Source organism: Pedobacter sp. N36a (assembly GCF_014472395.1).
Lineage (GTDB): Bacteria > Bacteroidota > Bacteroidia > Sphingobacteriales > Sphingobacteriaceae > Pedobacter.
In genome coordinates, this window is the sequence record NZ_JACSZW010000008.1 from 172,352 (window position 1) to 186,011 (window position 13,660).

10 protein-coding genes are annotated in these 13,660 nt (G+C 41.9%); 6 read left to right on the forward strand and 4 right to left on the reverse strand.

All coding sequences use genetic code 11. The annotated features are described in order from the left end of the window. The first annotated feature begins 81 nt into the window (after nucleotides 1-81). From H9X96_RS16815 to H9X96_RS16825, 3 genes are all read left to right on the forward strand, one after another. On the forward strand, nucleotides 82-3,525 hold the full coding sequence (locus H9X96_RS16815; RefSeq protein ID WP_255431146.1) for a TonB-dependent receptor: 3,444 nt from the start codon (nucleotides 82-84) through the stop codon (nucleotides 3,523-3,525). Between the two features lie 33 nt (nucleotides 3,526-3,558). Beyond that, complete coding sequence (locus tag H9X96_RS16820; RefSeq protein ID WP_187667401.1) at nucleotides 3,559-5,442, forward strand: RagB/SusD family nutrient uptake outer membrane protein; 1,884 nt, start codon at nucleotides 3,559-3,561, stop codon at nucleotides 5,440-5,442. A gap of 151 nt (nucleotides 5,443-5,593) precedes the next feature. Next, nucleotides 5,594-7,051 (forward strand): aminoacyl-histidine dipeptidase, encoded by a 1,458-nt coding sequence (locus tag H9X96_RS16825; RefSeq protein ID WP_187667402.1) that lies wholly within the window; start codon nucleotides 5,594-5,596, stop codon nucleotides 7,049-7,051. Nucleotides 7,052-7,187: 136 nt separating this feature from the next. Here the strand turns inward: H9X96_RS16825 and H9X96_RS16830 are convergent, their stop codons facing one another. Both H9X96_RS16830 and H9X96_RS16835 read right to left on the reverse strand, forming a co-directional pair. Beyond that, nucleotides 7,188-7,499, reverse strand: coding sequence for a hypothetical protein (locus H9X96_RS16830; protein WP_187667403.1), 312 nt, complete (start codon nucleotides 7,497-7,499; stop codon nucleotides 7,188-7,190). A 35-nt stretch (nucleotides 7,500-7,534) separates the two neighbouring features. Next, nucleotides 7,535-8,053 carry an OmpA family protein gene (locus H9X96_RS16835; RefSeq protein ID WP_187667404.1) on the reverse strand — a complete coding sequence of 173 codons (519 nt, stop codon included), beginning with the start codon at nucleotides 8,051-8,053 and terminating at the stop codon, nucleotides 7,535-7,537. A 104-nt stretch (nucleotides 8,054-8,157) separates the two neighbouring features. On the opposite strand from H9X96_RS16835, the gene H9X96_RS16840 reads away from it, so the two are divergent. Beyond that, nucleotides 8,158-9,501: a deoxyguanosinetriphosphate triphosphohydrolase gene (locus tag H9X96_RS16840; RefSeq protein WP_187667405.1), complete on the forward strand. Its 1,344-nt coding sequence runs from the start codon at nucleotides 8,158-8,160 to the stop codon at nucleotides 9,499-9,501. A 67-nt stretch (nucleotides 9,502-9,568) separates the two neighbouring features. Here H9X96_RS16840 and H9X96_RS16845 read toward each other — a convergent pair whose 3' ends face one another. Then, nucleotides 9,569-11,125, reverse strand: a complete 1,557-nt coding sequence (locus H9X96_RS16845) for a YdiU family protein (protein WP_187667406.1) — start codon at nucleotides 11,123-11,125, stop codon at nucleotides 9,569-9,571. Between the two features lie 296 nt (nucleotides 11,126-11,421). Between H9X96_RS16845 and H9X96_RS16850 the strand changes: the two genes are divergently transcribed. Both H9X96_RS16850 and H9X96_RS16855 read left to right on the forward strand, forming a co-directional pair. Beyond that, nucleotides 11,422-11,994, forward strand: coding sequence for a hypothetical protein (locus tag H9X96_RS16850; RefSeq protein WP_187667407.1), 573 nt, complete (start codon nucleotides 11,422-11,424; stop codon nucleotides 11,992-11,994). 88 nt (nucleotides 11,995-12,082) lie between these two features. Next, nucleotides 12,083-13,039 (forward strand): TIGR01212 family radical SAM protein, encoded by a 957-nt coding sequence (locus H9X96_RS16855; RefSeq protein ID WP_187667408.1) that lies wholly within the window; start codon nucleotides 12,083-12,085, stop codon nucleotides 13,037-13,039. On the opposite strand, the gene H9X96_RS16860 is transcribed toward H9X96_RS16855, so the two are convergent. Further along, nucleotides 13,018-13,500 (reverse strand): SRPBCC family protein, encoded by a 483-nt coding sequence (locus tag H9X96_RS16860; protein ID WP_187667409.1) that lies wholly within the window; start codon nucleotides 13,498-13,500, stop codon nucleotides 13,018-13,020. The genes H9X96_RS16855 and H9X96_RS16860 overlap by 22 nt on opposite strands. Nucleotides 13,501-13,660: the final 160 nt, after the last annotated feature.

Consider the following 13,660-nt stretch of genomic DNA (forward strand, 5'->3'; position numbering starts at 1 on the left):
GAAATTCACAAATCTATGAAAAAAAAAGAACTGTGCAATAAAGTTCTATGTGCCCGATTTTCCCGAAAAAAAATTCTATTGATGTTAAACTGGAGCTTTGTTTTGTCGTTTCTCTTGTGTCTGCAAGTATCGGCATCAACTTATTCACAATATACCAAGGTTGATCTTGACCTGAAAAAAGTGAAGTTAAAGGATGCTTTGAGTATCCTCCAAAAGAAAGGGAATTTCCGACTGTTATTCAGCGAAGCCGACCTGCCTTTAAATAGAAATATTAGCCTGGTAGAGCATGAAATTCTCGTGCTTGATGCGCTTAAAATCTTCTTAGAGGGCACAGGATTGAAGTTTCAAACTTTGGAAAATCAATTGGTGGTGATCCGCACAGAAAGTTCGGCCATGGTAGAGGTGGTCGTGAAAGGTACGGTTACAGATGCCACAGGAGGCGGTGTTCCGGGGGTCAGTGTGAAGCTTAAAGGCGGTACGATCGGAACCATGAGCGACGCTAACGGTAAGTACAGCATTAAAGTTCCCGATAATGGAACCCTTGTGTTTACCTATATGGGCTATGTAACCCAGGAAGTCGCCGTAAACAACCAAACATTGATCAATGTGAAAATGTCTGAAAAGGCACAAGATCTCTCTGAAATTGTAGTGGTAGGTTATGGTACGCAGAAGAAAGCAGTCGTTTCTGGTGCAATTAGTGCTGTGAAAGGTGGAGAACTGGCAAAATCGCCAACGGCAAACCTTTCGAATTCCCTGGCGGGAAGATTACCAGGAGTAACGGCAGTTCAAGCCGGCGGTGAACCTGGACGTGATGGTTCTACGATCCGAATCCGCGGAATCAACTCCTTAGGAAATAATGAAGCCCTGATCGTAATTGATGGGGTACCAAACAGGTCTGGAGGTTTAGAGCGGATCAACCCGAATGATATCGAAAGTGTTTCCGTTTTAAAGGATGCTTCGGCCGCCATTTATGGTTCCAGAGCAGCAAACGGGGTAATCTTAGTGACTACCAAACAAGGTAAATCAGGTAAACCTCAGTTCTCGTACGACTATTCTTATGGCTTACAGCAACCTACACGCACACCAAAAATGGCCAATTCAGTACAGTACGCTGAGATCTTGAACGAGCTGAAAGTGTTCTCTGATATCCCAGTAAATCAGTGGAATGCGGCATGGCAAGGTATAAAAAATACAGGACAATATGTAAGAACAGATGATGGCGCCCTATTTACCGGCGTTTATCGTCCGGAAGAAATGCAGGCTTTTCGCGATGGATCTGATCCGCTGCGCTACCCAAATACAGACTGGTTTAAAACCACTCTTAAAAAATGGTCGCCTCAGCAAAGACACAATGTGCAATTGACCGGAGGAGCAGAAAATATCAAATATTTGATTTCTATGGGCTACCTGGATCAAGATGCTTATTATAAAAAATCCGCGACTGGCTACAAACAATACGACATGCGGGTAAACCTCGAGGCGAATTTGAATAAATACATCACCACCTCATTGGGGATTACCGCCAGAGAAGAGCTGAGAAATTCCTCAACGGTAGGTGCTGGAGATATTTTCAGAATGCTGATGCGCGGAAGGCCAAATGAGATGGAAGTCTGGCCAAATGGACTTCCAGGACCGGCAATTGAGTTTGGTTATAACCCTTATGTGACCACCACGGATCAAACAGGATATTTAAAAGATACCAGAGATTATTTTCAATCTACCGGTAAAGTAGAGATCAGAATTCCTGGTGTAGAAGGTTTGAAATATACTGGAATGGCCTCTATTGATAAGTTTGCAGGGCGTGCTAAAAGATGGCAAAAGCCATGGACACTATATTCATGGGATAAACGCTCCTTCGAAGCAGATGGAGTAACTCCTGTATTGGTGGGGACGGTAAGTTCTGAACGTAAAGATCCTAGCTTATCGGAAGCAGCGGGTGGACAACTCGCAGTGAACCTGACTTCCATGTTGAACTATGACAAAAAAATAGGCGAACATTCCTTTGCTTTAATGGCAGGTGTAACCAGCGAAAAGGTGAATAATGATGGATTTAATGCCTCTAGAAGGTATTTTATTTCTACGGCACTAGAGGAATTGCTGGCTGGCGGAGATCAGGAGCAGACGGTGGGCAACCCAACAGAGGCACCCAATAACTTGTTCAAAAGAGCGCGTTTGAGTTATTTCGGCCGTGTAGGTTATAACTATAAAGAGAAATACTTGGCTGAATTCCTTTGGAGAGTAGATGGTTCTTATATCTTCCCTCCAGATAAGCGTTTCGGATTCTTCCCTGGTGTATCGGTAGGATGGCGCATGTCTGAAGAGCGTTTCTTCAAAGAAAATGTCAGCTTCGTGAATAACTTGAAAATTAGAGGTTCATGGGGGCAGATGGGTGCAGAAGCTTATAACAACGATGCATTGGCAGAGTACCAATACCTGAGTACGATGGGTTTTTCTAATTATGTCATCAATGATAAATTTACCCCTACAATATACGAAGCGAGTGTACCCAATCCAGACTTTACCTGGGAAGTGGCCAATAACCTGAACGTTGGTTTAGATGCTTCCTTCCTGAACAATAGATTGGCTTTTGAATTTGATTATTTCTATAATAAAAGAACAAAGATCCTGATCAGCAAAAGCAACTCAGTACCTGAAAGCTCAGGAATCCTTGACAAATTACCTCCGGTAAATCTAGGGAAAGTAGACAATAGAGGTTTTGAATTTAAGCTGAGCTATAATGACCAGGTAGGTGAGCTGGGATACGGTGTAAGTGTAAACGGTGGATATGCGAAGAATAAAATTGTATTCTGGGATGAAACTCCCGGCGCGCCGGAATGGCAGCGTTCTACCGGCAGGCCAACAAAGACAGAACTAGCCTACAGCTATGATGGGGTATTCAGAGATCAGAACGAAATCAACAATAATAAAATCGACTATAGTGCCATTACGCCAACGCTATTGCCTGGAGATATGAAGTTTGTAGATACCAATGGCGATGGAAAAATCAATGGAGACGACCAGGTGAGAATGGACAAAACCAGTACACCAACCTTTACCGGTGGACTGAATTTCAACCTGCAGTATAAAAACTTCGACCTTTCTGTATTGGTACAAGGCGCCACAGGCGGGGTTCAGATTATTGGCTTAACCGAGTCTGGAGATATAGGAAACTTCCTGGAGTGGTCTTATCAAAATCGCTGGACAATAGACAATCCGAGTTCAGAAAATCCGCGTTTGTCTAATCGCGGTAAAACTTATTATACCGATATGAACAATGCGGCCAGAAATACCTATTGGTTCAGAAGCAACAATTATGTCCGCCTGAAAAATGTGGAACTAGGTTACTCTTTGTCGGATAAAAACAGCCAGTCTCTCGGCTTAAAAGCACTCCGCTTTTATGTAAGTGGACTAAACTTGTTTACAGTGGATAAGATTAAAATTTGGGATCCGGAATCTACCAACTCCAGCTCTCAATACTATCCTCAGGCAAGGGTAATCAACGCAGGTGTTAAAGTTACTTTTTAATGGAACCTTCCCAGAAGACAAAAACATAGAACGATGAAATCAATAATCAGAAATACATATATACTTACAATTGCAGTAATGGCAGTCCTGGCTTCAGGCTGCAAGAAAGATATGCTGACAGTCGAACCACCAGATAAGATCCGCGCTGAACTCGTATGGCAGGACGGAGCCCTGGCTCAGGCTTTCGTAACCGATATTTATAATGGCCTGAGTGTAGGTGGATTTTCTGAGCAAATGCTCAGCTCAGTGTCTGATGAATCTTTATTTACGCATCCAAACCGTGGTATTGACCTGGTGAATGCTAGTACCATCAATCCCTCTACATTGGGTTGGGTAGACGATACCTGGGCTTATGCCAAAATGTACAACCGCATACGTGCCTGTAACATGACGATTGAAAGGTTGTCTGGCTCAGATAACGGTTTAACAGACCAGAATCTAAAAGATCAACTGTTAGGAGAAGCACATTTTTTGCGTGCTTATTTTTATCATCAGCTACTGAGGTATTATGGCGGAGTTCCATTGATCACTAAGGTGTATGGCCTTAATGATGATTTTAGAATTAAAAGATCAACTTATAACGAATGTACCGATTTTATTGTAAAGGATTGTGAAGATGCACAGCGATTGTTTGTCGGTAAAACTATGGATAAAGGAAGAGGAAGCATGATTGCTGCGCTGGCTTTAAAATCAAGAGTATTACTGTATGCAGCCAGTGATTTACATGCCAAATCAAAAATATCAACTTTAGAGATTGCCAATGCACAAGGTTTTGCAGAGGCCTTGCCATTATTGGCTTATGACGACAACAATCAGACGCAGCGATGGCAAGCGGCAAAGGATGCGGCAAAAGCAGTGATGGATTTAGGCTCAGGTTATAAATTAGACCTTTCAGCTCCGGTATCGGCTGCAGCAGGTCGCCTGAATTATAAAAGTCTGGCCATGGGCGGAGGCAGTAAAGCTCCAGGAATGGATGCTGCTGCGGCTTCAGAACTTATCCTGGGCAGGTATTTTATCGACCGTTCTGACATGCGTTTTGGCAGGGCAAATGGGCCGAATGGCTATCGAAACTGGGCAGGAAATACGCCAATAGGGCTGTTAGTGGATGATTATGAAATGACTGATGGGACGAAGTTCAGCTGGTCAAATCCAGCGCAAAAACAGAACCCTTACGAAAATCGCGATCCACGCTTTTATGCGACTATATTGTATGATGGCGCAGGCTGGAAACCAAGAGATAAGGTAGTTGGAGGGGTAGATCCTGCCAATCAAATTCAAACCGGTGAATATGATTTAATTATAGATGGAAAACTGACCACTTACAAAGGCTTAGATACGCGTTCAGGCCCCATTGAAAGCTGGAATGGCAGCTGGACTGGTTATTATACACAGAAATTCACCGATCCGGATCCTAATATTGTTGAAGCGTCTAATCCTCAGTTTGTGCCTTGGCCATTCTTTAGGTACACAGAAGCAGTGATGAACTATATTGAAGCAAGTATCGAACTAGATCAATTGGGAGAAGCCACCAGCTGGTTGAATAAAATCCGTTTCAGAGCCGGAATGCCTGCAGTTACGGCAACCGATAAAGAAGGACTAAAAGAAGTTTATCGTCATGAGCGTAGAATTGAGATGGTATATGAAGAGCAGCGTTACCATGATGCACGCCGCTGGATGATTGGAAAGACAACCCTGGGTAGAAAAACCACCTATATCAAGGTTTCCGGTAAATTTAAACCAGGTAAAACCATGGTGAACATGTACCGTTACGATCCTACCATCTACGATTATACCTATACGCCGACTACCGAAACAGCTCAGGAAAACCGTGTATGGCTAGATAAGATCTATTTCAGACCTTTCAGCAGGGATGAAGTAAATAAAAACACCTTCCTGGTACAAAATCCAGGCTATTAATGTAAACAAACCTTGTTTAATATCTGAAGGCTGCGCCGGTTGTTTCACACGCCGGTGCGGCCTTTTTTTATGCCTTTGCTTTTCATTGCGCCCCTTTGCAGAAATATCGCCCCAGTTTTTCTAGCTTTGCTTCAAATAACAAAGAGATTTAATGGAAGTCAAAAATTTAGAACCTCAGGAACTTTGGAGTAATTTTGCTGCTTTGAATGCAGTGCCCCGCGCTTCAAAAAAAGAAGAACGTGTGATTGAATTCATGGTTCAATATGGCCACAGCTTAGGGCTGGAGACCGTTCAGGACAAGACAGGTAATGTGGTGATCAAGAAACCGGCTACTCCAGGTATGGAGAACAGGCAAACGGTAATCATGCAGTCACACTTGGATATGGTTCATCAGAAAAATGGCGACCGCAACTTTGATTTCGCTACACAGGGAATTGAAATGTTTGTGGATGGAGATTGGGTACGGGCAAACGGTACAACTCTGGGCGCAGATAACGGGATTGGTGTAGCCACCATTATGGCGATTCTTGCCTCCTCAACCATTGTACACCCGGCTATTGAAGCGATGTTCACCATCGATGAGGAAACTGGGATGACCGGTGCTAAAGAATTAGACCCTTCAAATTTTACGGGAACAATTTTGTTGAACCTGGATACAGAAGAAGATGATGAATTGACCATAGGCTGTGCCGGTGGGATAGATACCAATAGTATTTACATTTACAAGCAACATCCGATCGCTACAGATCACCTGGCGTACCAGATTACGGTTAAAGGATTGTTGGGCGGCCATTCCGGTATGGACATCCATAAAGGTAGAGGAAATGCCAATAAACTGATGAATCGAATTTTAAATGCGATGCTGAAATCTTCAGACCCGCAATTGTGTACCGTAGACGGTGGTAGTTTAAGAAACGCGATCCCTCGTGAATCTAAAGCAGTAGTGGCCATTGCTGCAGCACAAAAAGATGCTTTCCTGACGAATTTTGCTGATTTTTCGGCTGTATTAAAAGAAGAATATAAAAGCATAGAAACGGCAATGAACATCAGCATCGAAGAAACTGAGCTTCCAGCACATGGAATGGCTAAAGTGGATTTCGTGAAAATTGTGAATGCAATTTATTCCTTGCCAAATGGGGTGTTCAGAATGAGCCCGGATATTAAAGACCTGGTAGAAACTTCTTCAAACCTGGCAAGAGTGATCATTAAAGGTGGTGAGTTTATCACACAGTCACTGCAGCGCAGCAGTGTGGAAAGCACAAAAGATGATGTAGCTTTCGCAGTTGGCGCAGCATTAGAAAATATGGGCTGTGACGTTTCCCGCAGTGGAGATTATCCAGGATGGAAACCAAATGCAGACTCAGATATCTTAAGGTTAATGACCAAATTATATCAGGCTACATTTAATGCGGAACCAAATGTAAATGCTTGTCATGCGGGATTAGAATGTGGTATTTTAGGAGCCCATCTGCCAGGTATGGATATGATTTCTTTCGGACCAACTATCCATGGTGCACACTCACCGGATGAATGTGTAAAAATTTCTTCTGTACAGAAGTTCTGGGGTTATTTATTACAAGTTCTTCAAGAAATTCCAGAAAAGAAATAAATCTTTATAGATCATATATTCTTAACCTGAACTTTACAATGCAACCTTAGTTTTGCGCTATAAATATTTGGTTAGTATTTATAAGTTTAGGTTTAGTTGATACAAAAGCCCCGATGGATGTCAGGGCTTTTGTCTTTTATTTACTTTTTGGTAAACTGTTAATCCACTCTCTGATCAATTGTACCCCTTCTCTATGAGTTAAGGTTCTTGCGAGTTCCGGCATGGCTGTTCCTGGTTCAGTACTGTTCATCCGATAATATAGAATCGATTGATCCGCATTTCCTGGAATAATGTCGTAATCCAATCCACCGGTACCACCTCCTGCCGATACGGGTGCTTTTTTAAAGCCCAGATGACCCGGGTCCTTTTCCGCATAATCCAGAAAAAGCCCTGTATTGTAAGCATCCCCGCCTTTAGTATGACAATGCGCACCATACCGGTAATTCATCCCCCGCTGCAAATAAGAAATGATCTGAATGGACCTTATGATTTTAACAGGACGATTTCTACCCTTCGGTTTTGCAATCTTCCTTCTTTAGTTTTATTGTCGCCAATAGGTTTGGTGTCACCAAGACCTGCAGTTTTAATCCGGTTTGCCGAAATTCCCTGACTCACCAGGAAGTTTTTTACCGATACGGCACGCTTTTCTGATAACCATTGGTTATAAGTAGCCGTCCCCGTTTTATCGGAATGTCCTGCAACCATAATGTTATTTGCCTGCTCATCTTTGATGACATTGGCAACTGCCAAAATTCTCTTTTTTGCAGCTTCACTTAAATAAGAAGAGTTGGTAGGAAATAAAACCTCAGAGCTGAACGTGAATTTTAAGCCCTCATCTGTGCGTTCAATCTGATCTTCAGGAAGGTCTTTTTTCATTTTATCCAGCGCTTTGTCTGTACTTTCTGCTACTGGAGCCGCGGTAGTTACAATCGTCTTTTTTGTCTTACAAGAAAGGGTAACGGTAAGCAATAATGCTAAAATTAGGTTTGTTTTATGTGTCATTAAGAAACGAAATTAACCGTAAATATAGCCATTAATCAGGCGATTATTCCTTTACCTTTGTATCAAGTTTAAGATAACCAGGAATTAACAATTTAATCCATTATATGAATTGGGAAAAATTATTGTCGGCAAAACGCTGGGGAAATGAAGATAGATTTGCAGGAAATCAAAAAGAAGCCAGGTCAGAATTTCAAAGAGATTATGACCGGATCATCTTCTCTTCTCCTTTTCGCAGATTGCAAAACAAGACCCAGGTATTCCCACTTCCGGGAAGCGTATTTGTGCACAACAGACTAACGCATAGTTTAGAAGTAGCCAGTGTGGGCCGCTCTTTAGGGACTATATTCTATAATAAGTTCAAAACTCAGGATCCAAATGTGGACGAAACCTGTCCGCTGCTCTGCGAAATTGGTAACATTATCGCCTCTGCCTGTCTGGCTCATGATTTGGGGAACCCCGCTTTCGGTCATTCCGGAGAAGCGGCCATCTCTCATTATTTCACCAATGGTGATGGAAAAGCTTATCAGGATCAAGTCAGTAAAGCCGAATGGAAAGACCTGATTAATTTTGAAGGAAATGCCAATGCCCTGAGGATCCTGACCCATCAATTTGCAGGAAAAGGGACCGGAGGATTTGCGCTTACCTATGCAACCCTTGCCGCAATTGCCAAATATCCTTGCGCTTCCCTTGCCGGACACAACAAAGAGAATATCTACACCAAAAAATATGGTTTCTTTCAATCGGAGCAAAGTGGTTTTGAAAAGATTGCGGTAGAAATGGAGCTGATCAAAGTGCAGGAGGAACCGATGGTGTACAAACGACATCCATTGGTGTACCTGGTGGAGGCCGCCGATGATATTTGCTACAACATCATCGATCTGGAAGATGCCCATCGCCTTAAAATCCTTTCCTATGCGGAAGTGGAAACCTTGCTGATCCCTTTATGCAATGATCCTAAATTGCCTGAGCGTTTAGCTACTATAGAAGATGATGATGCTAAAATTACGCTGATGCGAGCAAAATCGATTAGCACGCTCATCGGCTTATGCTCAAACGTGTTTTACGAACAGCAGGAAGCCATACTGAGTGGTGATTTCAACCAGAGCTTAATGGATGCAATAGAACAGCCCTTTCTTTCCGTAATGAAAGAAATTGAAAGAATTTCCTATAAAAAGATTTACAATTATGCCTCAGTAGTTCAGATAGAGGTGGCTGGCTACAAAGTAATGGGTGGTTTATTGGAAGAGTTTATTCCTGCCTATTTGCAAAATGAGTCGAAGTACCATAAAAAACTGGTGGAACTGATTCCAAAACAGTTCCTAACTCAGGAAACTGACACTTATACTAAAATTCAATCGGTATTGGATTTTATCTCTGGTATGACGGATATTTACGCGGTAGAGTTGTTTAGAAAGATCAAAGGAATCTCATTTCCTTCAATGAGCTAATCCCTATTTAGGATGGATTCCCATACCTGTTATGGTTATGAGAATCCATCTTTTTGCAGCTTCAAAGCTAAGAACTGCAGGATAAAGTGGCACTGCCAGGCTGTTCATTTGCCCATTGTGGTCTTAATGCAAAAAACTCATCATGAGCTTTTGAATAAGGATCACTTAATGCCGCTTGTAGTTTTTTGAAAAGTCCATCATCTCCTTTTTCAAGCTCATAGATCGCCTGATATAATAAATAGTTTCGTAGGATAAACCTTGGATTGCTGGCGCGCATTTTTGATTGAGCATCTGCTCTGGATAGGTTGTTTTTTGCCAGACGTCCCTGATAAGCAAAGATATTTTTAACCAATAATCCCTGTTCGATCTCAGATAGGTCATGGTATAAAGCAGCGTCAAAATGAGCAGCAATGTCAGCAGTCGCTGTTAAGCCTTCAGGGAGATCGCCTAACAATTGATAGAAAATAGTCATATCTGGCTGCAGGTTGGCCAGTAGATTTTCGAAATCATCAATCAAAGCAATATCGCCATCAGACAACTCATCGAACCCCATCTTGTTGGCTTTCATCGAATAAAATTGCTCGTAGAAAATCGGGCCGAAACTTTCCACCGCACTGATCAGTTCTTTTGGATCTTCAAATAAAGGAGAAATCGCATTGGCCAGACAACTCAGGTTCCAGTAAGCAATAGAATGCTGTTTGCCATAAGCATAACGGAGCCCCGGATGATCCGTAGTGTTCGGACTGAAATTCAAGTCGTAAGCATCCAGGAAAGAGTAAGGTCCGTAATCTATGGTCATGCCAAGAATAGACATATTATCCGTATTCATTACCCCATGTACAAATCCCACTCTAAGCCATTCTACCACCATAAAGGCAGTACTTTCCATTACCTTTTTGAACCAATTTAAGGTTTGATCAGCACCCGTAAGTTCTGGGTAGAATTTGGCAATAGTCCAGTCAACTAGTTTTTGTAAGTTTTCATATTCTTTTCTGGCGGATAACATTTCAAAGTTCCCGAAGCGTAAAAAGCTAGGTGCAGCCCGCATCACAATTGCGCCTGGCTCTGGAGCGGGACGGCCATCATAAAACATATCTCTCATCACCAGATCACCTGTTGCCACCAAACTCAAAGCTCTGGTAGTTGGAACACCTAGATGATGCATCGCTTCGCTCATCAGGTATTCTCTAACTGATGACCTCAATACTGCTCTGCCATCCGCACGGCGAGAATAGGGGGTAAGACCGGCCCCTTTTAATTGCAATTCCCAGGATTTACCGTTTGCTAATGGCCATTCACCTAGGGTGATCGCTCTGCCGTCTCCCAATTGCCCTGCCCAATTTCCAAACTGATGCCCTGCATAGCAAGCCGCATAAGGTTTCATACTGGCATTAATCGCGTTGCCGCCAAGAATGTTCAGGTCGTTCTCATCTGGCTCCTCGATACCTAGCTCGGCAGCAAGATCTCCGGTCCATGCCAATAGCTTTGGCTGTTTAACCGGACTGGGTAAAACCCTGCTATATAATACTCCTGGAGTTTGACGGGGCTGCGGATCGCCGCTTTGATCGCCGTCAAAAGCTTCAGTAAAATCATTGACAAATTTATGGGTGCTCAGGTGCTGCATAGGTAATTCTGAATTTTACGTTGATTGCAAATATCAGGTTAATTCAGGAATTACCGCTCAGTACTTACATCTGAACTAAGTAATTTTTTTGCCTCGACACAGATACTTATATATCTAAATATATAGATGTTAATAATTATAGATATATAGGTATCTATATCTTATCCTTGACAATTCCTTTTAAATACTCCCTAAGACTGATAGTTTAAAGAGAGGTGCTGGCTGCCCTGTTTTCTTTGTTGAGAAAGAGGGCTAAACTCCTTGTGTTTTATACCTTTGGCAAAAAAGAAATCTTGATGACAATATTGAATCATTTTGTAGATGTATATAAATATGTATTGCTATTGCTGCTGCTCTCCACTATCAGTATTTCAGTACATGCCCAGGAGATCATAGATTGCGAAAAGGCATTAGATCAGGAGCCATATTTTGTACGACATAAATCTGGCGGGAAAGACCAGGCTTTGCAGCGGGATATTGAAATATTAAAACGCTGTGGCAATTTTAACCCGGTAGACAGTGCTTTTCTAAAAGGCAATATGCTGGGGATGTTAATGCTGCAGGAAGTGAGGGCTGGAAAACCCGCTACATATCGTACGATGGTAGACTTCTTTCAGAATTTCAGGAAAACAGCTGAATACAAGGATTTTTCCTATGGTTTAGCATTGTATCGGAAAATAGGGGAGAAGAAGGTGAACCTGCAGGATTGGCCAGCCGATCAGGAGTTATTCGTCAGGATGGGCTTTACCATCAATGACCTGGAGGATTTTAAAATTTTCATCTCCCGGCCCGCGCATGCTGAGTTGAGTTACTTGCAGGTTTTCTCTAAGTATATGAATGAGATTGAAGCGATGAGGGTTGATAAATAGAAGATCGACTGATCCATCAAAAAATTACTCCTTAGCTAAGAAAAGGTATTAAAAATAAAAGCCGTACTTTTGTGAAAATTTAAAGCAATTGGGAACTCTACTGGACTTAGGAATAAAGGGATATAATAATTACGGAACGCACTTGAAAGAGAAGTATAAGGGGCAGCGTGTATTCAAAGTAATCGTTGATGGTGGTTTCACCTGTCCGAATCGTGATGGCAGCAAAGGCTATGGCGGTTGTACCTATTGTAACGTAGATTCATTTACACCAGAGCTTTCTAGAAAATTGCCAACTATCCGTGAGCAACTGGAACAAGGGATAGAAAGAGGTAAAGGCTTTTATAAAGCAGATAAGTTTATTGTCTATTTTCAGCCGAATACCAATACCTATGCGCCAGTACATTATTTAAAAATGATGTATGATGAAGCACTTTCCATCAATACGGAAGATGTAGTCGGTTTTTCTGTAGGAACCCGCCCAGATTGTATCGATGCTGAAAAAGTAGCACTTTTAGAAAGTTATGCCGATCGTTTCGATGTAGATTTAGAAATGGGAATGGAGTCTATATATGACGAAACCCTGAACCAGATCAACCGTGGCTGCAGTCATGCGGAATTTGTAGCAGCAGTTAAATTGCTGGACAACTCTAAGCTCGACCTATGTGTGCATACGATCTTTGGTTTTCCATGGGAAACAGAAGAAATGATGCTGGGTTACATCCATGAAATCAATAAATTTCCTAAAATCAAATTCGTTAAATTCCACCACCTTCACGTAGTAGAAGGGTCTATCATGGGTGCGAAATATAAAAAAGAACCCTTCAAGCTTTTCAGTTTAGAGGAATATACAGATTTCCTTTGTAAGGCAATTCCATTGCTACGTCCGGATGTGGTCATTCAACGCTTATTTGGAATTTCTGATTGGGATTTATTGATCGCACCAAACTGGGGATTAAACAAATCTGCTATTCAGACTTATATCGATAAAGAAATTGAACGCAGAGGAGTAGTGCAAGGATCAGCTTATGTTCCAGTAGTGGAATAATCGCCAAACAGTTCGATCACCTTTTTCTTTCTAAACTCAAAAACTTGCTGTAATTGTGCAGCGACGAATAAACTATTGGCCATTTGTCCTAAAATGCCCATGGGCATACCGTAAGTTAAAATGTCGGCCATTTCCACGCCGCCATCGATCGCACGGAAGTGATGCTGGTGGTGCCAGAACTGGTATGGGCCAAAACGCTGCTCATCTATAAAGTATTCCTGGTCTTTTACCTGGGTGATTTCCGTCATCCAGTTCAGTTTAATACCTAATAACGGTGATACTTTATAAGTAATGATCATTCCCGGGTACATCTTCTCTCTTAATTGTGATCCGGAAGTAACCTCAAAGGCCATTTCTGGAGGAGTGATCTTCGCTAAATTCATTGGAGAAGAGAAAAAATCCCAGGCCTCCGCAAGACTAATCGGTAACTGCTGACTAAATTTTAAATGGTATGCTTTCATCGTATAGCTAAGATACGTTTTTTCTCTATTTCTGGTTTTTGTGCCTTAAAAATCTTTAAATCAAATCGTTTTTATGTGTTTTTCGGTTTTTAATGCTGTTTTTTTTAAATATTTCAATTTAAATTAGGTGTCATATGGTCTTTTTGTGATTTTTCTATTT

Coding starts and splice junctions, on each gene's coding strand:
- H9X96_RS16815 (WP_255431146.1), top strand. CDS start 82: ATGTTAAACTGGAGCTTTGTTTTGTCGTTTCTCTTGTGTCTGCAAGTA.
- H9X96_RS16820 (WP_187667401.1), top strand. CDS start 3,559: ATGAAATCAATAATCAGAAATACATATATACTTACAATTGCAGTAATG.
- H9X96_RS16825 (WP_187667402.1), top strand. CDS start 5,594: ATGGAAGTCAAAAATTTAGAACCTCAGGAACTTTGGAGTAATTTTGCT.
- H9X96_RS16830 (WP_187667403.1), bottom strand. CDS start 7,499: ATGAATTACCGGTATGGTGCGCATTGTCATACTAAAGGCGGGGATGCT.
- H9X96_RS16835 (WP_187667404.1), bottom strand. CDS start 8,053: ATGACACATAAAACAAACCTAATTTTAGCATTATTGCTTACCGTTACC.
- H9X96_RS16840 (WP_187667405.1), top strand. CDS start 8,158: ATGAATTGGGAAAAATTATTGTCGGCAAAACGCTGGGGAAATGAAGAT.
- H9X96_RS16845 (WP_187667406.1), bottom strand. CDS start 11,125: ATGCAGCACCTGAGCACCCATAAATTTGTCAATGATTTTACTGAAGCT.
- H9X96_RS16850 (WP_187667407.1), top strand. CDS start 11,422: ATGACAATATTGAATCATTTTGTAGATGTATATAAATATGTATTGCTA.
- H9X96_RS16860 (WP_187667409.1), bottom strand. CDS start 13,500: ATGAAAGCATACCATTTAAAATTTAGTCAGCAGTTACCGATTAGTCTT.